Source organism: uncultured Campylobacter sp. (genome assembly GCF_905372745.1).
Lineage (GTDB): Bacteria > Campylobacterota > Campylobacteria > Campylobacterales > Campylobacteraceae > Campylobacter_A.
In genome coordinates, this window is sequence record NZ_CAJPQR010000023.1 from 1 (window position 1) to 22,835 (window position 22,835).

General features: G+C 46.4%; 20 protein-coding genes and 1 pseudogene. 19 read left to right on the forward strand and 2 right to left on the reverse strand.

Going from position 1 to position 22,835, the window contains the following annotated elements:
* The 4 genes from QZ157_RS07345 to QZ157_RS07360 all read left to right on the forward strand — a co-directional run.
* Nucleotides 1-529, forward strand: a 529-nt coding sequence (locus tag QZ157_RS07345; RefSeq protein WP_295143777.1) for a cobalt ABC transporter permease, incomplete at its 5' end; no start/stop codon positions are given.
* Nucleotides 526-1,176, forward strand: coding sequence for an ABC transporter ATP-binding protein (locus QZ157_RS07350; protein ID WP_295143780.1), 651 nt, complete (start codon nt 526-528; stop codon nt 1,174-1,176). The genes QZ157_RS07345 and QZ157_RS07350, both read left to right, overlap by 4 nt.
* A gap of 109 nt (nt 1,177-1,285) precedes the next feature.
* Entirely contained in the window at nt 1,286-1,987 is a 702-nt protein-coding gene (modA, locus tag QZ157_RS07355; protein ID WP_295143783.1) for a molybdate ABC transporter substrate-binding protein, read from the forward strand.
* Nucleotides 1,988-2,127: 140 nt separating this feature from the next.
* Entirely contained in the window at nt 2,128-2,793 is a 666-nt protein-coding gene (locus QZ157_RS07360; RefSeq protein WP_295143786.1) for an ABC transporter permease subunit, read from the forward strand.
* Nucleotides 2,794-3,192: 399 nt separating this feature from the next.
* Here the strand turns inward: QZ157_RS07360 and QZ157_RS07365 are convergent, their stop codons facing one another.
* Together QZ157_RS07365 and QZ157_RS07370 are read right to left on the reverse strand one after the other, a co-directional pair.
* Nucleotides 3,193-3,912, reverse strand: coding sequence for a formate dehydrogenase-specific chaperone (locus QZ157_RS07365; RefSeq protein ID WP_295143789.1), 720 nt, complete (start codon nt 3,910-3,912; stop codon nt 3,193-3,195).
* Nucleotides 3,905-5,575: a 4Fe-4S binding protein gene (locus QZ157_RS07370; RefSeq protein ID WP_295143792.1), complete on the reverse strand. Its 1,671-nt coding sequence runs from the start codon at nt 5,573-5,575 to the stop codon at nt 3,905-3,907. Before QZ157_RS07370 ends, QZ157_RS07365 begins: the two co-directional genes overlap by 8 nt.
* A gap of 161 nt (nt 5,576-5,736) precedes the next feature.
* Between QZ157_RS07370 and selA the strand changes: the two genes are divergently transcribed.
* The 15 genes and pseudogenes from selA (at nt 5,737) to QZ157_RS07445 (ending at nt 22,313) form a co-directional block, all read left to right on the forward strand.
* A complete protein-coding gene (gene selA / locus QZ157_RS07375) occupies nt 5,737-7,062 on the forward strand; it encodes an L-seryl-tRNA(Sec) selenium transferase (protein WP_295143795.1) in 1,326 nt (441 codons plus the stop codon).
* Nucleotides 7,059-8,879 carry a selenocysteine-specific translation elongation factor gene (gene selB / locus QZ157_RS07380; RefSeq protein ID WP_295143797.1) on the forward strand — a complete coding sequence of 607 codons (1,821 nt, stop codon included), beginning with the start codon at nt 7,059-7,061 and terminating at the stop codon, nt 8,877-8,879. Before selA ends, selB begins: the two co-directional genes overlap by 4 nt.
* A 60-nt stretch (nt 8,880-8,939) precedes the next feature.
* A complete protein-coding gene (locus QZ157_RS07385) occupies nt 8,940-9,647 on the forward strand; it encodes a thioredoxin fold domain-containing protein (protein ID WP_295143799.1) in 708 nt (235 codons plus the stop codon).
* Nucleotides 9,648-9,981: 334 nt separating this feature from the next.
* Nucleotides 9,982-10,191, forward strand: coding sequence for a twin-arginine translocation signal domain-containing protein (locus QZ157_RS07390; protein ID WP_002948952.1), 210 nt, complete (start codon nt 9,982-9,984; stop codon nt 10,189-10,191).
* A 77-nt stretch (nt 10,192-10,268) separates the two neighbouring features.
* Nucleotides 10,269-10,463 (forward strand): annotated as a pseudogene (locus QZ157_RS07395) (hypothetical protein); the annotation flags it as partial.
* A gap of 48 nt (nt 10,464-10,511) precedes the next feature.
* The gene (locus tag QZ157_RS07400) at nt 10,512-13,181 is read left to right on the forward strand and encodes a formate dehydrogenase subunit alpha (protein WP_295143845.1); all 2,670 of its coding nucleotides are present in this window, start codon (nt 10,512-10,514) and stop codon (nt 13,179-13,181) included.
* Between the two features lie 2 nt (nt 13,182-13,183).
* Entirely contained in the window at nt 13,184-13,744 is a 561-nt protein-coding gene (fdh3B, locus tag QZ157_RS07405) for a formate dehydrogenase FDH3 subunit beta (RefSeq protein WP_295143803.1), read from the forward strand.
* A gap of 220 nt (nt 13,745-13,964) precedes the next feature.
* Complete coding sequence (locus QZ157_RS07410) at nt 13,965-15,929, forward strand: FTR1 family protein (protein ID WP_295143847.1); 1,965 nt, start codon at nt 13,965-13,967, stop codon at nt 15,927-15,929.
* 73 nt (nt 15,930-16,002) lie between these two features.
* The gene (locus tag QZ157_RS07415) at nt 16,003-16,524 is read left to right on the forward strand and encodes an iron transporter (protein ID WP_122873224.1); all 522 of its coding nucleotides are present in this window, start codon (nt 16,003-16,005) and stop codon (nt 16,522-16,524) included.
* Between the two features lie 65 nt (nt 16,525-16,589).
* The gene (locus QZ157_RS07420) at nt 16,590-17,957 is read left to right on the forward strand and encodes a Fe-S-containing protein (protein WP_295143807.1); all 1,368 of its coding nucleotides are present in this window, start codon (nt 16,590-16,592) and stop codon (nt 17,955-17,957) included.
* On the forward strand, nt 17,954-19,234 hold the full coding sequence (locus QZ157_RS07425) for an ABC transporter permease (RefSeq protein WP_122873226.1): 1,281 nt from the start codon (nt 17,954-17,956) through the stop codon (nt 19,232-19,234). The genes QZ157_RS07420 and QZ157_RS07425 overlap by 4 nt, the downstream gene beginning before the upstream one ends.
* The gene (locus QZ157_RS07430) at nt 19,221-20,360 is read left to right on the forward strand and encodes an FtsX-like permease family protein (protein ID WP_295143812.1); all 1,140 of its coding nucleotides are present in this window, start codon (nt 19,221-19,223) and stop codon (nt 20,358-20,360) included. The genes QZ157_RS07425 and QZ157_RS07430 overlap by 14 nt, the downstream gene beginning before the upstream one ends.
* 1 nt (nt 20,361) lies before the next feature.
* Nucleotides 20,362-21,099 carry an ABC transporter ATP-binding protein gene (locus tag QZ157_RS07435; RefSeq protein ID WP_295143815.1) on the forward strand — a complete coding sequence of 246 codons (738 nt, stop codon included), beginning with the start codon at nt 20,362-20,364 and terminating at the stop codon, nt 21,097-21,099.
* 13 nt (nt 21,100-21,112) lie between these two features.
* Nucleotides 21,113-21,610, forward strand: a complete 498-nt coding sequence (locus QZ157_RS07440; RefSeq protein WP_295143818.1) for a TlpA disulfide reductase family protein — start codon at nt 21,113-21,115, stop codon at nt 21,608-21,610.
* 109 nt (nt 21,611-21,719) lie between these two features.
* A complete protein-coding gene (locus tag QZ157_RS07445) occupies nt 21,720-22,313 on the forward strand; it encodes a hypothetical protein (protein WP_295143820.1) in 594 nt (197 codons plus the stop codon).
* Nucleotides 22,314-22,835: the final 522 nt, after the last annotated feature.

Consider the following 22,835-nt stretch of genomic DNA (forward strand, 5'->3'; position numbering starts at 1 on the left):
AAATCTTTTTGAAATTTTAAAATCCGTTTTAAAACTAAATATTTTTATAATCTTAGTCGTCTTAAGCCTCGTTCTTTACGGAGAATACGCGCTTGCAAAGCTGATATTTATAAGGTCGAATTTGATCATACTTTTTGGGCGGCTGGCTTTTTATAGGAGCGATTATTTTAGTATCGCGCTTGCGGTTTCGTCGCTAAATTTAGGCGATAAGCTAACGGCGATTTTTTATTTTAGCGCCAAATTTACGGCCGATCTTAAAACGATATTTGCAAGGCTAAAAAAGACTCTAAAAGTTCGGGGATTTGAGCCTAAAGCCTCGCTTTTTACCTATAAAATTTACGCAAATTTAGTCGCTATGCTTTTTTTAGAGGCGTTTTATAAGGCTAGCGTCCTTGAAAAAACCTTCGTTTGCAGGGGATTTGACGGCAAACTTTACGGGGATAAAAGCCTTAAAATAAGCGTTAAAGACGCTGCCATAATCGCTTTAACGGCGTGTTGTTATATTTTTAGTTTAGGAGTCCTGATATGAGCTGCACGATAAGCCTAAAAAACGTCTGCGCCAAAATAGGCGAAAGAACGCTTTTTGAAAATCTAAATTTAAACGCGACGCACAAGGATAAAATCGCTCTCATAGGTCCAAACGGCTGCGGTAAAAGCACCTTGCTCGAGATAATGGCGGGGCTTAAAGCACCTTGCGGCGGGCATATCGAGCTTTTTCACCATAAAATTTCAAATCTCGAGGAGTACAAGCCGTTTCGCCGCGACGTAGGCTATCTTTTTCAAGAAAGCAACGATTGTTTCATCTGCCCGAGCGTACTTGATGACGTGATGTTTTCGCTACTTAGCCGCGGCGAGGACGAGGACGGCGCTAGTGCTAAAGCAGAGGAAATTTTACGCGAGCTTGAAATTTGGCATCTAAAAGACGAGATAGTGTTTAACCTCTCCGGAGGCGAGAAAAAGCTCGTCGCGTTAGCGGGGATACTGGTATCTAAGCCTAAAATTTTACTACTTGACGAGCCTACGACCGCGCTTGATGCACAGATGCAAGCAAGGATAGCCGCTATCTTAAAATCCCTCGACGTCACGCAGATAATCGTCTCTCACGACAAGGAATTTATAAGCGATGTAGCGAGCGCGATGTACCGTCTAACCAAAAACGGACTAGAGTCGATATAAAATATTTTTGTTTATACTTCTTTAAAAAAACTCCGAAAACAGCAAAATTTATCAATGTATAATAATATATTTCATAAAATTACTAAATTTTATTACAAAGGAGAATTTTATGAAAAAATTACTACTTATTTCTATCGCGGCCGCGGTGGCATTCGGCGGCGAAAATTTACTCATGGGCGCTGGCGGCGGATACAAAAAACCGGTCAGCGAAGTGATAGAAAATCTCAAAAAAGACGGCGTGCAGATCGAGGGCGCGTTTGCAAATTTAGGCCAACTCACCATCCAAGCAAAAGAGGGCAAGATGGCTGCGATCGTGGGCGACGAGGCGTTTTTAAAGAAAACGGATCTGGATATAAAGGGCTATGAGCGCATCGGCAAGGGCGCTTTGGTGCTAGTCACGCCAAAAGGCAAGCAGATAAAAGACGTATCTGAGCTAAAAAATCTAGCTAAAATCGCGATGCCCGATGCTAAAAAAGCGATCTACGGTGTGAGGACTACCGAGTTTTTGAAAAATTCGGGACTAGAGGCCGATCTAGCGCCTAAAATGCTACCCGTTGCAGGCGTACCGCAAGTAGTCGCCTACGTAGCAAACGGCGAAGTGGACGCGGGCTTTATCAACTCGACCGAGGCCGTGGCTAGAGAGGGCGAGTTTGGCAGCGTGATCTACATCGATGAGGCGCTTTATAGTCCGGTTTTCATCTCGGCGGCCAAGCTTCCTGCGTGCGAAGGTAACAAGGCGTGCGCTAAATTTATAGACGAGATAAAAACCCCTCGCTCGAAGGAAATTTTCGCTAAATTCGGGCTAAAATAATTTAAATCGCCGGCTTTTGGCTCAGCCGAAATACCTTCAAATTTGACGTAAAATTTGCGTCAAATTTGATTTAAACGCTAAAATTTATTCGCTAGATTTCGCTTGAGCAAAAAGCAAAATTTAACGAAAAAAGGAAAAATTTGCACGAACTCGCCTGGCTCGTCCATCCGCTACTTTTAAGTGCCAAAACGCTCGCCGTTACTTTCGTACTGCTCCTGTTTTTGGGGCTTGGCGCGGCTTATTTTTTGGCGTTTTACCGCGGCAAATTTAAAGCCGTCTTAGAGGCGGCCGTGATGTTTCCGCTCATTTTTCCGCCGATTGCTACGGGATTTTTACTGCTTTACGTCTTGGGGCGAAACGGCGTGATCGGCAAGGCGTTAAATTTACAGATCGTTTTTAGCTTTTCGGCGCTTGTTATAGCTTCGTTTTTGGCGGGCTTGCCGCTGTTTGTAAAACCCGTTCAAAGCGCGCTTGAAAGCCTTCCCAAAAGCCTAATCGAAGCGGGTCAAAGCCTAGGCAAAAATCGCTTTGAGATCGCCGTTTTTATCCTCATTCCAAACGTATTTAAAAGCGTCGTTTCGGCGCTCGTTTTGGCTCTGGCTCGCGGCCTTGGGGAGGTTGGTATCACGCTGATGCTAGGCGGAAATATCGTGGGCAAAACCGACACCGTTTCGCTAGCGATTTATAACGCGGTTTACGACGGCGAAAACGGCCGCGCGCTTGTTTTGAGCGTGATTTTGGTCGTGCTTAGTTTGGTGCTTTTTGGGTTTATAAATTTTCTCGAGCGAGCTAAAAAGAACGGCTGAAGCGATAAAATTAAGACAAAAAACTAGGTTTTGTGCAGTTTAAATTTGCGCCGTATGTATTTTTGCGGCCGGATTTAAATCCGCAAATTTACGTAAATTTCGCGCCCGTACGAAAGCAGGCTAATTAAAATAAATAAATAAACGCAAATTTAAGCGCGCTAAATTTAGCCTTTATGCCCGCATAAACGTTAAAGGCGCGTGCGGCTAAGTCGCCGCTAAATTTGGATAAATAAATGATTAAATTTAACTCAAGCACCTTTGAACTAAATTTAGCCAGGCTAAAGGCGATCGGTTCTTGCGCCTAAAGGGTCAATTTAAGCAAGTCGCGGCAATTCGTTTACCGATGTGCAGGCAAGCCGCGCTGCCTCGTTTAAAACCTGTCATGCCGTAAATGCGAATTTAGTCGTCAAATTCCTGCGAGATAACGGGCGAGAACTCCTCCCAACGGAGTTTGGTTTTGGCCGTAGGCATCTTGCTTTGAAACGGCTCTTTTTTCATCGAGGCTACCGCCGCGCTGTCGCCGATCGGCGCAGGAGGAGCCTCTACGCCTAGCACCGCGCGCTCAAGATCGATAAAATCGCGCAAGATAACCGCGTAAGAGGCGAAAAAGTTGGCATTTTTGTGAGCGGATAAAAATTTGATAAATTCGTCGATAAATTTGTTCGTAACGTCCGTAAATAGCTTGCTGCTGATATTTGCCGCGCCCGCTACTTCGTCGCGCAAAAAGGTCGCCGTGGCTAAAAATATAAATCCGACGTAGTCCTCGCTGTCTTTGCAGGCGTCCTTGTCTCTGCGGTACGGGCTTAGCTTCAGACACTCGATCACGCGCAGCCTAGCCGCGCCGTCGTCGCGTCCGTCCTCGTAAAATGAGGCGTTTAGCGGGATGTTGGAGTAAGAAAAGTCAAAAAGCACGTCGTTTTGCTCTCTGGCGAATTTCTCAAAGTCAAATTTGGCTAAATTTGCAAACGCAACTTCGCTCTGGGGCGTAACCGGGCTAGTCGCTAGGTAGGCTAGCTGCTCGCGCCAGCGGTCAAATTTACCGCCGTGCTCGTGAAAAAACAGCGGATAAGCCAAAAACTCGTAAAAATACGCGCGCGCCTTGGTTAAGTTATTATCCATTTAAAACCTCTTCTCTCATTTGATCCATTTGCGCTTTTATCATTACTTTGGCTTTGCAGTCCGAACAGCAGTACAGCGTCTTTAGCTTGGCTTTGTCGCCGTTAAATTTAGGCGCCATGATCGAGGCGATCTTTTCGACGGCCTTTTTGGTCGCAAACTCCTTGCCGCACTCGATACAGGCGAAAAGCTCGTCTCTGGCTAGCTCGCTAAAGGTAAAGAAGCTAGGCTCCAGATCGATCTTGCCGGGACGTAAAAATATCGTGTCTTTTTCCGCGCAGCTAAGCTCGCAGTATCCGCACGCGGTGCAGACGCTCGGGTTAAAGACGATGGAGTTTGTCTTTTTATCGGCGACTAGAGCAGCGACGTTGCACGCTCCCACACAGCTTAGGCATAGCGTGCAGGTGTCTTGATTTATCTCGACGCGGCCGTATCTGATGAGCTCGGTGGTGCTAACGGAGCCTAAATTTTGATCTCCGACTAGCCACTCTAGGCGTTTGGCGAAAATCTCGCGCTTAGGCAGTGCGTACTCGGCGATGGAGTGCTGCGAGCCCTCGATAAATTTAGCCTGAGATAGGGCGCTTTTTAGCTTGTCTTCGTTCCCTGCGACTAGGACGGCTTTTTCGTTAAATTTAAGCTCGTAAATTTGATTTACGATATCCACCGCGTCTTTGGTACCTTTGCCGATATTTTGCTCGTAGATCACGACCTGTGCGCCGCTTTCTTGAAGTAGCGTGAGCAGATGCGTCTCGCTCAAAAATCTCTCGCCGCTCACGGCAAAAGGCAGCACGTTTGCGGGTAAATTTACGCTTAGGTTTTCTAAATTTGCCTTTGCAGGCACGACTAGAGCGATCTTGCCTTGGTAGAGTTTGGCTATCTGGGCAAACGAATTTTGCGGCATATCGGAGTAATCAAGCGCGCCGCTAGGGCAGACGCTCACGCAGCCGCCGCAGTTTATGCAGTCGATGTGAGAGAAAACTAGGTGCTTGGTCTCGTCCTCTTTTAGGATCGCTACCGTAGGGCAGGCCTCGACGCACCTGCCGCATATCTCGTGTCTGCGCTCGTGATACTGGCAGATCGTGGAGTCGTAGTGGACGTGGCTTTTAAATTTAAATTTCGGGCTTTGCGCGTCTAGCAGCGAGGCGATTTCCTCGTCGCTTTTGCCCGCGATTTCGTAGCAGCCGCTTTGCTTTAGCATGTATTCGCGCGCGTTTTCGACGAGGAAAAAGTCGCAGTCCACCTCAAACTCGCCGTCCGGGCGCAGCACTAGCACGCTTAGCTCGCCTGCTGCGCCGTAGATAAATTTGATCTCAAAATGCGTCAGCTCGATGGTTTTAAAGCCTTTTTCTTTGAGCAAATTCGCCAAATTTTCGCGGCCGCCGTTGCTAACGATCACGACGTTTTTGCCGACTTGCTTTTCGTAGTCGATGTCGCGCGCTAGGTCAAAGGCGCTGGCTCTAGCTTCATAAAGCAAAAGCGTGTTTTTAGCCTTATCTAGCACCGAGTCGGCGGTATTTTTTAGATAAAAATTTATCTCAGGCGCTACGACGCTTGATTTTAGTTTGGGCGAATTTGAGACGAGATACTCGCCTTTGCCGTTTATCTCGATCTGCTCGTTTAGCATCAAATTTTCGTCAAAATCGTTGTAAAAACCGAATTCTTTCATGATTTTCTCCCCGCGCTGCGCGTTATCAAAATTAAGCGCATTTTAATACTAAAGGCATTAATAGGCTCTGAATTTTTACATTTATTTTTTTTAATAAGATTAGATTTATCCAAATTTATGCTAAAATCGCGCTCGGTAACACAAATTTACTAGGAGCGAATTTGAACGAACTACGAAAACTCCCGCAGATAGATAAATTTATAAAAAACGAGCGATTTTCCGGGCTTGATATTAGCTTGCTCACCAAAGTCGCTAGGTGCGAGCTAGAGAGCCTCCGCGCTCAAATTTTAGGCGGGCAAAACTGCCCGGGGCTTGATACTATCGTCCAAAACACGCTCGCAAGATACAAAAAGGCGTCAAATTTGAGCCTACGCAATCTAATAAACGCAACCGGCGTCATCATCCACACGAACCTCGGCCGTAGCGCGATCGATCCAGAAATTTTACGCCGAGCCCAGCCTGTTATCACGGGATATTCAAATTTAGAATACAGCGTCGAAAAGGGCGGCCGCTCAAACCGCTACGACTACGTGGGCGGGCTGCTGGCGGAGCTTTTTGGCTTTGAGGACGCCGTCGTCGTAAATAACAACGCAAGCGCGGTATTTTTGGTGCTAAATACCTTCTCAAAAGGCGGCGAATCTATCATCAGCAGAGGCGAGCTAGTCGAGATCGGCGGGAGCTTTCGCGTACCAGAAGTCATGGTAAACTCGGGCGCGATCCTGCGCGAAGTGGGCACGACGAATAAAACCAATCTGCGCGACTATGAGGAAGCGATAAACGAAAACTCGAAGCTGATTTTAAAGGTGCATAGGTCAAATTTCGACATCGTGGGCTTTAGCGAGGAAGTAGCGATGCCGGATCTTAGTGCGCTGGCAAGAGAGCGAAATCTCATTGATTATTTTGATCTTGGCGGCGGATTTTACGGCGAGCTGCCTTACGGTCTGGGGCGCAACGAGCCGAATCTAAAAAATCTAAAAGACGCCTCGCTCGTTAGCTTTAGCGGCGATAAGCTCTTTGGCTCCGTGCAGTGCGGCATAATCCTAGGTAAACGCGAACTAATAGCAAAACTAAAGAAAAATCAGCTGTTAAGAATGCTGCGCGTGGATAAGGTGATCATCTCGCTACTGGCTGAAAGCGTCAAAGCCTACGCAAACCGCGAATTTGAGCTTATCACGACGATAAAGCAGCTATATAAAAGCGAACAGGAGCTGGAAAACACGGCAAATTTCATAAACTCGCGGCTAAAAACTCCGCTTGAAGTCGTGCGCACTACGACCTATGTGGGCGGTGGCACGATGCCAAACAAACGCATACCTAGCGTCGCGTTGGCCGTCAAAGGAAACGCGAACGAAAATGAGGCTAAATTTAGGAAAAATCTCGTGATCGGGCGCATAGAGGAGGGTAAATTTTTACTCGATCTTCGCAGCGTGCTGGACGCGGACGTGCAAAATTTGATAGAAAAAATCAACGAAACGGATGAAAAATGAGCTTAATAATAGGAACGGCCGGGCACATCGACCACGGCAAAACGGCGCTGATAAAGGAACTAAACGGCTTTGAGGGCGACAGGCTAGAGGAGGAGCAAAAGCGCGGGATCACGATCGACCTTAGCTTTTCAAATTTGAGCAAAAACGGCGAAAATATCGCATTTATCGACGTGCCTGGGCATGAAAATTTGATCAAAACGATGATTAGCGGCGCGTACGGATTTGACGCGTGCCTCTTCGTCGTGGCGGCAAACGACGGGCTTATGCCTCAGTCTTTGGAACATTTGGAGGTTTTAAATATCCTTGGCGTTCGCTCTCTCATCGTCGCGCTAACAAAGTGCGACCTAGCTAGCGCAGAGCTAATCGAGCAGCGAAAAAGCGAAATTTACGCTGCCGCGCAAAACTACAAAAATCTACAAATTTTAGAGATTTTCCCGGTTAGCATTAAAGATAGCGCGAGCATTGACGAGCTGCGAAATTATCTTTTCACGCTAAAGGCGGCCAACCGCGAGCAAGAGGGCGTTTTTAGATACTACATCGACCGCGTTTTTAGTCTAAAAGGTATCGGAAACGTAGTCACGGGCACCGTGATAGAGGGCAGCGTGAGCAAAAACGAGAAGCTGTTTAACTATGACGCGGGCAAAGAGGTGCAGGTGCGAAGCGTGCAGAGCCACGATACATTCGTTGACCGTGCTGGAGTTAGCAGCCGCGTGGCGCTAAATTTGACGGGAATAGAGCTAAACGATCTAAAAAAAGGACAATTGCTCAGTAAAAAGGGCTTTTTTAGAGGATTTCGCGAGATAGACGCAATAGTTTTTGCCCGCGAGCTAACGCATGGGCAGAGCGTGACGTTTTGCGTCGGCGCAAAGGCCGCGCCCGCAAAGGCGCTGGTTCTTAGCGAAAAAGAGGGCGGGATATTTGCGACGTTTAAATTTGAAAGGGATATGTTTTTAAAATTTGACGAACCCTTCGTGCTCATCGCAAACGGTCGCGTCATAGGCGGCGGCAGGGTGCTAAACGCCGTGAGCGAACCGATGAAAAAATCAAGCAAAATTTCGTTTTTAAACGCGCTGCTTAAAAAGGACTTCGTGAGTGCCTTTGCGATGTTAAAAGATACGCATAAAAACGGCTTTGGCATCATCTCGGCCTATCAGCGTTTCGGGCTAAACCACGAGGAAGCCGTAGCTATCGCCAAACAAACGCCAAACGTATTCGTCGATGAAAAAGCGCTAAATATCTACGATCTAAGCGCGGTCGATAGGATAAAAAGCGCGGTCAAATTTATGATAGAGAAGAACGAATTTGCGGTATTTTCGGCTACGAGTATCAGCCTAAAGCTCTCATGGGCTAGCGAAAACATCGCTCAAAAGGCGCTTGACGAGCTAGAAAGCGCGGGCGCGATAACCAAAAACGACGGCGTCTATACCAAAACGGGCGTGGATATGAGCAAGCTAAAAATCAGGCTCGAGGAGAAAATTTACGAGATTTTGCAAAGCGGAAATTTAGCTCCCCTGGCGCCTTATAACATCTACGACGAGCTTGAGATAGACCGCGTTAGCGGCGATAACGCGCTAAAAAAGCTAACCGGTATCGGACGCGTGGTGAGGCTCGCGCATAATCTTTTCGTAACGTCAAAAGCCCTAAACGAGGCGCTTGCCAAGCTAAAAGCCGTCATTGCCGCGCAAGGGTTCGTAAACGTGACGAACGCGAAAGAGGCGTTAAATTTAAGCAGAAAATACATAATCGCCTACCTAGAGCAACTCGATCTGGATCCCAATATCGTTAAAAATGGCACCGACCGAGTTTTAAAAGCGTGATTTTTTATCTATTTAAAAAAAGCAAATATAATCCGCGCAAATTTTTAAAAAAGGAATGAAATGAAAAAAATAGTTTTGTCGCTAACGGCGGCCTGCGCGATGTTTGCCGCTACCGACGCGCAAGTGGTCGATTTTTACTCTCAGATGCTCGGCGAGGGCGTAAAGGTGTCCGTAACCGGTCGCAAACCCGCAGCCGGCGGCATAGAAGCGATCACGGTAAATTTAAGCAACGGCCAAGTAAGCCAAGACGAGGTTATCTTTGCTAAAGACGACTTGCTTTTTCCTGACATTATAGATTTAAAAGAGCATAAATCGTATCTGCAAGATATAAAAAATGAAATGGCTATGAAAAATATCTCAAAAGCCTATAAGAGCGAGAAAAAAGAAAATATCATCACGCTGGGAAGCGACTCCAAAAAGCCAACTATCGTGATGTTTTCGGATCCTGAATGCCCGTACTGCCGAGCCGAACTAGATAGAATAGAAGCAACGCTAAAAGAAAGTAACGTAAACGTGATCTTAACTCCGGTTCACGGCGTTTCGTCTTTGCAAAAGAGCTTTTTGATATATAAAGACGCAGCAGGCGCAAAAACCGATAGCGATAAAATCCAAATTTTACGAAAGTATTATGCAAGCGATTATACCGTAGCAGACGGAGCCGTTAGCGAAGAAAACGTAAAAACTATGGATGAGTTACGTAAAAAATATGCTGCCGCAGGCGTTCGCTCCGTGCCTTATATAGTAAATTTAAGCGATTTACAAAAATAATCTTTAGTGAAAATTTGAGCCGAGTTTGATAAATTTGGCTCAAAACCTCTGGAATTTAATAAAATATACGTTTATAACTTGATATATAGTATTAAAACTTAAGCTAAATTTTAGGTTTCCTTAACTATTTATTAAGTTTCATAATTAATCTAATATTTTTACTTCGTTTATTCTCAAAATATGCTAAATTTGCATAGTGATATTTTAAAAATATGCAAGTATCCTAAAATATGCGTCTGTAAGGCGCATTATGCCCAGGAAATATGCAAAATTTGAACAATATCTTTCTAAAAACGTCTCAAAAACTTCAAATTTGAGATAAAAAGGAGAAAACATGCAAGGATCAAGACGAGATTTCCTCAAAAAATCTCTGAAGGTCGGCGCGGTAGGCGGAACCGTATTGGCCGCCGCAGCTATCGCAAAACCGACTAGCGACGAGCTTGCTCCTGACGACAACGGCGTAGTTGTCGGCAAGTCGAGCAAAAAAGAGGTGCTTTACAAAAAAAGCAAAGAGTGGGAATACTACTATAAGATCGCTTACTAAGGGAGAAAACCATGAGTGATTCACGTATAGCAAGGCGCTCGTTTTTAAAGCTTGCCGCTCTTGGTGCCGGTAGCACGATGGCGTTTGGCGAAAACGAGACGTTTAGAAAAGCAACTAACGAGGAGATAAAAAATCCTTTTGAAGGCTCAAAAAAAGTTAGAACGATTTGTTCTATTTGTTCTGCAGGCTGTGGTATCGAAGCCGAGGTAAAAGACGGCGTATGGGTTCGCCAAGATATGGCGATGTTTCACCCGATCTCTCAAGGCAGCCACTGCTCAAAAGGTATCGATCAAATCGACTTAACCAAGAGCAAACAGCGCATAAAATACCCTATGAAAAAAGTAAACGGCAAATGGGAGAGAATAAGCTGGGAGCAAGCCGTAAACGAGATCGGCGATAAGATGCTACAAATCCGTAAAGAAGACGGTCCAGATAGCGTAGTTTTCCTAGGTTCAGCCAAATTTAACAACGAGCAGAGCTATTATTTCCGCAAATTTGCAGCGTTTTGGGGTACAAACAGCAACGATCACGTAGCACGCATTTGACATAGCGCAACAGTCGCCGGTGTGGCGAATACTTGGGGTTACGGCGCTATGACTAACCACTGCGGAGATATGGCTGCAAACTCAAAAGCCATCTTTATGATAGGCGCAAATTCGGCCGTCGCAAATCCGGTCGGCGGTATGAAGCATGCCCTTCAGGCTAAAGATAGAAATAACGCAAAGTTAATCGTTGCAGATCCAAATTTTACGAAATCTGCAGCAAAAGCAGACCTTTATCTAAGGCACCGTTCGGGAACGGACGTAGCGTTAATCTACGGATTAATCCACATAATCCTTAAAAACGGCTGGGAAGATAAGGAATTTTTAGAAAATAGAACTTACGGTATCGAGGAAATTAGAAAAGAGGCTGAGCACTGGACGCCTGAGGTAACCTCGGACGTTACGGGCGTGCCTGTAGATAGGCTAATGCAAGCAGCGCACATAATGGCTCACAATAAGCCGGGAACGGTTATCTGGGCGCTAGGTATCACTCAGCACTCCGTAGGCACGTCAAATACGAGAATTTTGCCTATCATGCAGCTGATTTTAGGCAACATGGGCAAACCGGGCGGCGGCTGTAATATCCTACGCGGTCACGACAACGTCCAAGGCTCTACCGATATGTGCAATCTCTCAGACAGCTTGCCGATGTATTACGGTTTAGCCGATGCTGCATGGAAATACTACTGCAAAGGTTGGGGCGTTGATTACGACGAATTTATCAAAAGATTTGCGGTTTCAACAAAAGAACCTAAACAAGGCGGCTCTCCGGTAAAAAATACCGTATTTGAAGAGTATTTTTATCACGATCCGCAAAATCCGGAGGATAGAAACTGGCGTAACGAAAAAGGCTGGTCGCTATCAAAATGGTGGCAAGGCGTCTTAAAAGAGGAAAAAACATATACTAGCGGTAAGCTTCGCGTTCTTTGGGTACAAGGAACGGGTATTACGTCAATGGCGCATCTGGCTAAAATTCAAGAGGCCGTCCATAAACTAGATATGCTAGTGGTTGCCGAACCTTTCGTAAACGAAGTCGCGATTTTAAGCGATAGAAAAGACGGAATTTATATCTTGCCGGTCGCTACTGCGTTTGAAAACGAGGGACACCTAAGCTCTACGAATCGCTCCGGACAATGGAGAACTAAGGTGGTAGATCCGCTTTACGAGAGTAAGCCCGATCAAGAGGTTATGTTTGCATTCGCTAAAAAATTCGGCTTTTACGACGAATACGTCCGCGGCATGAAGATGGGCATCGTGGACCGCGAGATAAAGCAGGTAAAAGATGACTTTGTATGGCCTGACGACGCGACAAACGAAATCGCTCGCATAGGAAATTCGATCGGATACGGCGGTAGAACGGCGGAGATGTTTAGAAGGCATCAGGCTAACTGGCAAAATTTCGATCCCGATACGTTAATGGGTATCGGCGGAGAAGTAAAAGGCGAGTACTACGGTAAACCTTGGCCTGCATGGGATACTAAACACCCTGGTACGCCGATACTTTACGATATGAGTAAGCCTTATGCCGAAGGCGGCAGCGGATTTAGAAATCGCTTCGGCTTAGAGCATAACGGCGTTAGCCAGCTAGCTAGCGAGGATGCAACCTTAGTCGGCTCGCAGGTAAAAGGCGGCTATCCGCAAATAACCAAAGAAAATATCGAAAAAGTACTAGGCATCACGCTAAGCGAAGAAGAAAAAGCAAAAATGGGCGCTAGCTGGAGTATGGACTATAGCGGACTTATACTAGAAAAATGCCGCGAAAAAGGCGTAGTGCCTTACGGTAACGCAAGAGCTAGAATGATCGTTTGGGAATTCCTAGATCCGATCCCTAAACACCGCGAGCCTATCCACTCTCCGCGCTGGGATCTCGTTCAAAAGTATCCGACCTTCGACGATCAGGCTAGAAATTTCCGCGTAGAGACTAAATTTAAAACCGAACAGCAGGCGAAAGACTGGAGCAAGGAATTCCCTATCGTGTTTAGTACGCAGCGCGTAGTAAATTTAAGCGGTGCTGGAATGATAGAGCGAACCAGTAAATATCTAGCGGCGATAACGCCTGAGATGTTTGCTAACGTTCACCCTGAGCTTGCCTTAAAATACGGTATCCAAGATCGCGACATGATGTGGATACACTCGCCTCAAGGTACTAAGATCAAAGTCCGTTGCTACCACAGCTATATGGTAACTCCGGATAGAATTTGCATGCCGTATAACTTCGCCGGAGTTATGCAAGGCGTTAGCCTAGAAGACCGTTATCCAGAGGGCACCAAGCCTTATACTATCGGCGAGAGCTTTAATACCGTAACCAACTACGGCTTTGACCCGGTAACTCAAATTTCAGAGTTTAACGCCGGTCTATGTAGGATAGAAAAAGCCGACGGAGAGGGCTTTAAGACCTTCTTCCACGAATACGGCGAAAACAATGCGCAAGGTAAAGAGGAGGCTTAATAATGGCAAGAATGAAATTTTTCGTAGATACGAATAGATGCATCAGTTGTTTTGGATGCCAGGTTGCTTGTTCCTCTGCGCATGAGCTACCTGTGGGATTATATCGCCGTAAGGTTATCACGCTTTTTGACGGCATAGAGGGCAAAGAGCTATCTACTACGATAGCTTGCCAGCATTGCACCGACGCTCCTTGTGAACAGGTTTGTCCGGTGGATTGTTTTTACATCAGAGCCGACGGTATAGTGCTTCACGATAAAAATAAATGCATAGGCTGCGGATACTGCCTATACGCATGTCCGTTTGGCGCGCCGCAGTTTCCTAGAGACGGGGCGTTTGGCGTCAAAGGCTCTATGGATAAATGTACTATGTGCGCCGGAGGACCGGAGGAGACGAACTCCCACGAGGAGCGAGAGCTATACGGACAAAACAGAATGTCTGAGGGCAAAGTGCCGATGTGCGCCGCCGTTTGCGCTACGAACGCTCTACTTGTGGGCGACGCGACTGAGGTCTCAAACGTATATCGCAAGCGCGTTATGCTAAGACAAGCCGTCGCGATGCCGTAATAAATTTAGGAGCGATCTCGCTCCTAAATTTCTTTTCTATAATTATCCCAAATTTTTAAAATTTAGTTACTTTTCTACTCGCTAAAATCAAAATTTAAAGAGATTTGATAATCAAAAAAAGAGCTTGTTGATACTATAGGTACTTGATAGCCGTTTTTATTTTCGCTAAAGTTTTTTAATGATAGAATACGCACAAGAAACATATCTTTTTGGAGTTTTTATGACTAAAATTTTGAGATTTATATTCGCTTTGTTTATCCCGTTTGTGCTAAATGCAGCGGATACGGACTACACGCCTGAGATACAGAGTATAAAAGATTCATTCGTAAGTATCATGCAGCAGTATAAAGAGGGCAAGATCGACGAAGCCAAAACCGCTACACAAAATGCTTATTTTGGGCATTTTGAAAATATCGAAGCGGCGATCAGGGTAAATTTGGGGCAGAAAAAAGCCTACTCGATGGAGTCTAAATTCGGCAAAATCCGCAAAGCCATCATCGCCAAAAAATCGGTAGAAGAGATACAAGCGATAATGGACGATCTAAATAAAGAAATGGATGAGGTTTTGCCGGTTATAAACACCGGACATAAGCTAGTCGGCGAGTACTCAGATCCTAAAAACGCAGACGCCGCACAGACAGCTAAAGCTACTGAGGCTAGCCAAGCTACGGCTCAGCCTGCAAGTATCGCCGCTATAGAGCCGCACTGGCAAGTGGTTTATAACGACATAAAAACAGCCCTTAGCGCTGCGGGCGCGGCTTACGAAAAGGGCGATAAAGACGCAGCAAAACAGCAGATAAACAACAAAGCCAAATTTGAGCTATATCGCAACACGAAGTTAGAAGAGGCTATCCGTAGATTTATAGACGGCGGTCAGGGTATCGACGGCGACATCCAAAAACGCATGGGTTCGGCGATAATAGCGATAAACAACGATGTAGCCGCCGACGTACTAAAGTCAAATTTGGAAGAGCTTGATGCGCTGATATACGAAAACGTCGCCAAGCTACCTATGGACTCGGGCTCGCTAGCTACCAACGTAGTTTTACCTGATAGCGCCGAGGATGACGCGGCTACTGATTTTGCGCCCGTCGTTGCCAACATAAAGGCAAAAATCGCCGATGCGATCAAACTTTACGCCGCAAAAGACGTAGATAAAGCTATGAGCGATGCGCAGGATATTTACTTCGACGAGTTCGAAGGTAGCGGCATGGAAAATAAAGTAGGCGCGATAGACGTCGGTCTAAAAACTAAGATAGAAGGAAATTTCGGCGAAGTAGTCGCGCTGATGAAAGCGGGCGTGAGCGTCGAGAGACTCCAGCAAGCAGCCGATAATCTAGGTGCAAATTTAGACGCTGCGCTAGAAAAAACAAGCGGCAGTAGCTCGCCTTGGGCGCTATTTGTTTACGCGCTTACGGTCATACTGCGCGAGGGATTTGAGGCGCTTATCATCGTGGCGGCCGTCGTGGCGTATCTGCTAAAAACCGGCAACGAAAAGCGCATGAGTATCGTTTACAGCTCGCTTGGCGTAGCGGTCGTGCTAAGCTTTGTTATGGCGTGGATTATGAATTTGATATTTGCCGGCGCTGCAGGTCAAAAAAGAGAGGTGATGGAGGGCGCGGTAATGCTTATCGCCGTGGGACTGCTCTTTTACGTAGGTTTTTGGCTGCTTTCAAACGCAGGCGCGAAAAAATGGAGCAAATATATCCAAAGTCACGTCAGCGAGTCGATATCCGCAGGCTCTGCTAAGGCGCTTTGGTGGACGGTATTTTTAGCCGTATTTAGAGAGGGCGCGGAGACCGTACTTTTCTATCAGGCGCTGATTTTCGACGCTAAAGATAGCGCAGGTTACTCGATGATAGCGCTGGGATTTGTAGTGGGGCTAGTCGTCTTGCTAGTTACTTACTACGTGTTTAAAGTTTTTGCTATCAAAATCCCGATCAAACCGTTTTTCTTGGTTACTTCGGCGATCATCTTTTATATGTCGATCGTGTTTGTGGGCAAGGGGCTCATGGAGTTCGTCGAGGGTAAAATTTTCGTTCCGACTAAGATCGAAGGCTTCCCTACTATCGAGTGGCTGGGCATTTATCCGTATTACGAGAGCTTGATACCGCAGGCTATCATGGTAGCGGCGCTAATCATCGGCGTGATCATAATGAAAAACAAGCAAGCCAAAGAGGCTTAAATTTGACGTTTCCGGCTTCGCGGGTTGCCGCGAAGCTTAAAAGTAAATTTACAAACCAATTAAAGGAGAGAACATGAACAAATTCGTTAAAACAGCTTTGGCATTCAGCCTTGCTGCTTCAGTTGCCCTAGCAGGCGAGTTTCCTATCGGCGATCCGGTAGAAATCAACGGTATGGAGATAGCTGCCGTTTATCTAGAGCCTATCGACATGGAGCCAAAGGGCATCGACCTAGCTCCTAGCAAAGCCGACATCCACCTAGAGGCCGACATCCACGCTATCGAGGGAAATAAAAACGGCTTTGCGGCGGGCGAGTGGATCCCTTATCTAAAAGTTAATTACGAGCTAAAAAACCTAGATAACGGCAAAGTTAAAAAAGGTACGTTTATGCCTATGGTCGCTCAAGACGGCCCTCACTACGGAGCCAACCTAAAAATGGATACGGGCGTGGGCAACTACGAGCTAAAATTTCATATAGAAAATCCTGAAAAACAAGGCTTCGGTCGCCATGCGGATAAAGAAACAGGCGTAGGTAAATGGTTTGAGCCTTTCACCACGACTTATAAATTCCAATACACTGGAGCGCCTGCTAAATAATTCGGGCTTAGAGCGGCCAAGCCCGCTCTAAATTTTACTTAAATTCTCAAATTTTAGGGCTAATCATGTCTATATATTTCGTCCAAGTTATCTCATCGTTACTGGGATTTGTCCTTTTTGCAGCGTTAAACAACGACAAAAAGAGCCTAAAAGCGCTGTTTTTACCCTCGGTTTTGGGTATCGCAGTGGGCATAGTCGTTTTTAAGATCGCTAGACTCACGCTTCACGACGCGGGCGTTAAAATGGTATTTGACGCGGCTACTTTGGTATTTTTGCTAGTTAGTGCGCTTTGGATTTTTATCAAATTTAACCCTGCAAAGATGATAACGTTTTTCGCCTTAGGCGCAGGCTACGGCTTAACCTATGCTCACGCTAGCGCGAATTTTCCGGTATTTGCCGGCGAGCTACTCGATACGCAGTCTATCATCAGCCTATTTTTGATGATATTTGCGTTTTTGCTCTTGCTGATTTTGTTTTTCGTCGTTTCAAATTTAAAAGAATGCCTCTGCAAGCACGTGTTATGGACGTTTTCGCTTCTTTTTTTTGCAGTTTTGATAGTGCAAGCTATTTCAAACACGGGGCTTGAGTTTATGCGGGCGGGTATGATACCTACATATCCGTGGGCGCTCTCGCTCGTGGCTAAAGGCATTTACTATACGACGTTTGCGCAGTATTTTTTCATCTTTTCGGTTTTGATTTTGGCGGCTATAAATTTCAAAAAACGTCCGGCTCCGCTCGTAAAATCAGTCGTGGGCTCGAATAAATTTAGATTTAACAACGCGGCTAGAAATTTCATGGCGGCAAACTCCAAAAGCAGCATAACTATCGTCGTTACGGCTCTGATTTTCGGACTCTACTACGACCTGCACGCATCTAAACCGCCTGAGATCTCAGACCCTATCATTGTTGAGCCTGTAAATAACGAGTTTAAATTTGACGTCCAAGAGCTAGCCGACAATGAACTACACCGCTACGCCTACATAAACGACGAAGGTAGGGAGATAAGGTTTTTTCTTTTAAACCGCTTTTCAGACCGCGCTTCGCCGACCATCGTCTTTGACGCGTGCGCGATATGTGGCGATATGGGTTATATCAAAAAGGATACCGATCTCATCTGCATCTCGTGCAATGTACGCATTTTCTTGCCATCAGTTGGCAAAGAGGGCGGCTGCAACCCGATACCTATGCCTTTTGAATTTGACGGCAAATTCGTAACCGTAACGCTCGACACCATCCAAAGTGGTGCGAACTATTTCTCAAAAGTCGTCGAAAAAATGGTGCTAGATCCGGTAAGCCGCAAAAAAGTAAGCAATATCGGCTCGAAATCTTATTTATACTACAACAGGACGTATTTCTTTGAAAACGAAAAAACTCAGGCGGAATTTGAAGCCAACCCTGAAAAATACGTTGATATAAACGGGACTTTAAAATGAAAAATATGCAACTAAGGCTTATAAAAAGCTCGATCACCGGCTCAAAGGTGCAAAAAGGTATGGCCTTTATCACCATACTTTTGGCGACGGTTTTGATCGCTTGTATGCTAAATATCACGCTAAAAATCGGCGATCAGATCGCTAGCGAGCTGCGTGGCTACGGCTCAAACATCGTCGTCTTGCCAAAGGGCGAAGCGCTAGCTATCGAGATCGAGGGTAAAAATTTTACCCCGCTAAAATCGCAAAACTACCTAAACGAAGAAGATTTGCATAAGGTAAAGGAAATTTTTTGGCGAAATAACATCGTAGCGTTTGCGCCGTTTTTAAACGGCGAGGTAAAAGATGCTAGCGGCGAGAAGTATCAAATCACGGGTACTTGGTTTGATAAATTTGCAAACGTGGCCGACGAGCCTGAGTTTAAAACGGGCGTGAAAACGCTGTTTGGCTTTTGGGCGGTCGATGGCAAATGGATAGAAGATGACGATATGCAAAACGTACTCGTAGGCGAAAATTTAGCCGCGAAGCGAAATTTGAGCGTTGGCGGCGAGCTAAATTTAAACGGTCGTAGCGTAAAAATCGCGGGCGTACTAAAAGGAGCCGGCGAAGAAAGCTATAAAATCGTAACCTCGCTAAAGCTCGCCCAGGAGCTTTTAGGCAAGCCCGGGCAGTACTCAAAAGCCGAGGTTTCAGCGATGACGATCCCAGAAAACGATCTATCCGTCAAGGCCAGGCGAAATCTAGACAACCTAGATAGCGCCGAATACGATATGTGGTACTGCTCGGCCTACGTTAGCTCCATAGCCTATCAGATCGAGGAGAACTACGCGGGCGTAGCGGCCAAGGCGATGATGCAGGTAAGCGACGCCGAGAGTAACATCGTGAAAAAAATCCAAAGCCTAATGGGTATCGTTAGCATCATCGCGCTTGCGGTCTCTTCTATCGGCATTACATCGCTGATGACTAGCGAAATTTACAGACGTAAAAAAGAGATCGGCCTGCTAAAAGCCATAGGTGCCAGCAACTTTGAAATTTACGCCCTTTTTGCGAGCGAAAGCCTAGTGGTAGCGTTTTTTGCAGGCATTTTGGGGGCGTTTTTGGGCTACGCGCTAAGCTACATAATCGCTTACAGTATCTTTGGCTACGGCATCGGCATCGCGTGGATCGTGCTTCCGCTTAGTATCGCTTTCGCACTTCTTATCTCGATCGCGGGCTCGCTCGTGCCGATGAGAAGCGTCGTTAAACTCTTGCCTGCGGAGGTGCTATATGATCGCAAATAAGGGCTTTTTTTATAACGTTATCTTTAAAAGCCTGCGCTTTGGCGCGGCTAGAGTGGGCGTCATCATCGTCTCTATCTTGCTTGGTGCGTGCGTGACGGCGGCCTTTGTAAACGTATATCTGGATATCGACTCAAAAGTAACGAAGGAACTAAAAAGCTACGGCGCTAACGTAGTTTTCGCTCCCGCAGACCCCGTTAGCGACGAGGTAAACGAGGCTAAATTTAACGAAAAGATCGCCAAAATCCCGAGCGACAAGCTACTCGGACAGAGCGGATATCTTTTCACGCAGGTAAACATAGGCCCTACGACTGCGATCGCCATGGGCGTCAAATTTAGCGACCTAACGCGGGTTAAGCCGTTTTTGGAGGTCAAAGAGGGGCAAGGCATAACGCTTGATTTTGACGAGAGAAACGCGCTAATCGGCACCGATCTAGCCAAACAAAGCGGCTTTAAGGTCGGCGACGTGATCGAAGTGAGGCAAATCGGCGCGAATTCGGGCGAAAAAGTAAAGATCCGCGGCATCGTGCAAGACGGCGACAAAGAGGACTCGCTACTCATCATCTCGCTGCCTCTAGCGCAAAAGATAGCAAACGAGCCAAACACGCTAAACTACGCCGAGGCCGTAGTGACGGGTAAATTTGACTACATCAGCGAGCTTGGCAAAAGCCTTAGCGACGAGCAAATTTCCGTTAAACCCGTGGCTAAAATTTCAAAATCAGAGGGCCTAATTTTGGATAAGATTAAGCTTTTGATGGCGCTTGTTAGCTTTGTTATCTTGCTCATCACTTCTATGTGTGTGAACACGACGCTAAGCGCGATTTTGTTCTCGCGCTCAAGGGAGATCGCGCTGCTTAGAGCGCTGGGGGCCAGCAAGAAAAACGTGTTAAATTTATTTGGCGTCGAGACCTTCGTCACGGCGTTTGCGGCGGCTTTTGCGGGCGCTATTTTAGGCTACGGCTTAGCGCAAATTTTAGGCTATGCGATTTTTGATTCGAGCATTGATTTTAGATTTATGAGTATACCCATAGCGATGGCGATCTCGCTCGTTTTTGCGGGCGTGGCCTCGATCTATCCGATCAAACGGGCGCTAGAAAATAAGATGGCCGATATTTTAAGAGGAGAATAATATGCAGTACGCGATAAGATTAAACGGGATAGAGAAAAGATTCGGCGAAGTAAGAGCGCTAGAGAGCATTACGTTTGACGTAAACGCCGGCGAGTGGGTCAGCATAATGGGTCCAAGCGGTAGCGGCAAAAGTACGCTGGTAAATATACTCTCGCTAATGGACGAGCCAACCGCAGGCACGTACATGCTAGGCGGGGACGACGCTAGTAGGCTTAGCGACGAGGAGACGCTCAAATTTCGCCGCGAAAAGATCGGGCTGATATTTCAGCAGTTTCACCTCATCCCCTACCTAAACTGCGTCGAAAACGTGATGATAGCGCAGTACTATCACAGCAGCGTAGACGAAGAGGACGCTAAAAAGGCTCTCGAGCGAGTGGGGCTAGGACATAGGCTAGATCACCGTCCGAGTCAGCTTAGCGGCGGCGAGCAGCAGCGTCTTTGCATCGCGCGCGCCCTGATAAACGATCCTGATATCTTGATAGCCGACGAGCCGACTGGCAACCTCGATGAAGCAAACGAACGCGTAGTTTTAGAGCTATTTCAAAAGCTGCGAAGCGAGGGCAAAACGATCCTTCTCATCACGCACAACCCGGATCTTGGGCAGTTTGGCGATAAGATCGTCTATCTAAGGCACGGCAAGATGGAAAACATCCACTACGTGAGCGACGGCGAGCGTGCTCAGGCATGCGAGAGGCTAGCAAGCGAGCCAAAGGGTCAAAGCGCCTTTGCGACGGTTTAAATTTGGGAGAATTATGATAAAAAAATATATATTATTAGTCTTTGCGGCGGCGATGATAGCAGGCTGCGGAAATAGCGGCTTTGACAAGCACCACATCAGCCTAAACTCGCCAAATGGCGTTGATACGCACTATTTTCCCGAGGGCAGGCGGCTCAAAACGGACGGCAAGCCCTATATGCTCTTTTTCTTCGGCACATCCTGCGGCGCCTGCGTAGCGCAAGCTCCGATCGTAAATGAAATTTACTCCGAGTTTAAGGACAAATTCGGCGTTTACGGGATATTTGGACCAAGCCTTGGATTTGATAAAGATATCGACATGGTGAAGCACCACGGCATCGCCTACGACGTCATTAGCGATAAAGTTTCGGTCGATTATTTCAGCAAAGCAGTGGGCGGCGTGATGGGCGTGCCTGCGATCTTCGTCTTTGACGGCGAGGGCAATCTCAAAAAGCGCTTCATCGGACTCACGCCAAAAGCCACTCTTGAAAACGAGATCAAGCTCGTGTTATAAATTTACTCAAACGTAAAGATTTAGTAGTAAAATACGCTTAAATTTGATCCTAAATTTGACCCGTCCGCGTTAAATTTGCGGCGGTCAAATTTGAGCGAGGAGACGCGAAATGAAACTCAAAATTTTCTCTATTTTGCTATTTGCGATTTTTTTCGTAGGCTGCGGCGAACCCCGCACGCCCGAGCTTTACGCTAGAAGCACGGTGCCTATTTTTATCACTAACGGCGACGTGAAAAAAGCCTCGCGCAGCGTCTATGTTTACTTTAAAAACTCCTGCGGCTACGCAAACACGCTAGAAAATACCGTGCGAAACAAACTGCTTCAAAACGGCTTTACTCAAAGCATGGATCAAAAGAGCGCCGATATCGTGATAATGGGCGATTTTGCGAGTTTGCAGCGCCTTGAGCGACGCGAACGCCCGCGCGCGTATATGAGCATGGGCTATGGCTTTGGCAGCTACGGGCGCGCGCGAAGTATGGGCTTTGGCATGCTTTTTGGCGACCCGTTTGACGACGATTTTTACGACAGGACGGATTATTATCTTTACAGAGCCTTTATCAGCGTGATGATCCGCGCAAACGGCAGCGAGCAAAGAACCAATCTCGAGATCGAAAGCGGCCAGAATCTTTATTCGCCAAGTTATATTATCCCATACATAGAAGAGAAGGCGGCGACGCAGATACTTGGTTTCTTTTATCCTTAACGGCTTGTCTTTTTCCGCTATACTGCGTTGAAATTTAAATTTTAAGCTCGGCAGACTATCTGTCTAGCCTACGCTTAAAATTTAAATTCCGCCTTGTCTAGCGAAAAAATACTTCGCCTTATCTTTTTATATTTAAATTTGAAGTCAAATTTACAAATTTGGGTCGCCGAGACCCGTACCCTGAAAACGTCAAATTTAAATTTTCGGCGCTCCAGCACCAGATAAAACTGCGCATAGCGCAGCAACCTCTCACGTGCAGTGGGGTTAGAGAGGGCTTGGGAGAGGAAGGGGCGACGCTTCGTAAGTAGAATCCCCTTCCTCTCCCGAAAAAAAAGAAAAAGGGAGCTATTTTGCTAGCTTCGCTCGCAACTGCTAGCGCAGCGTAATTCAAGCCCCTTTCTTCTCAACAAAAAAGATTAAATTTAATGCATAACGCCAAATTTAACCAAACCAAATTTAGCATCTTAAAGGTGCGGGTCTCGGTGCGTAAAATTTGTCGCCGTCTACAAACAAAACCGCGCG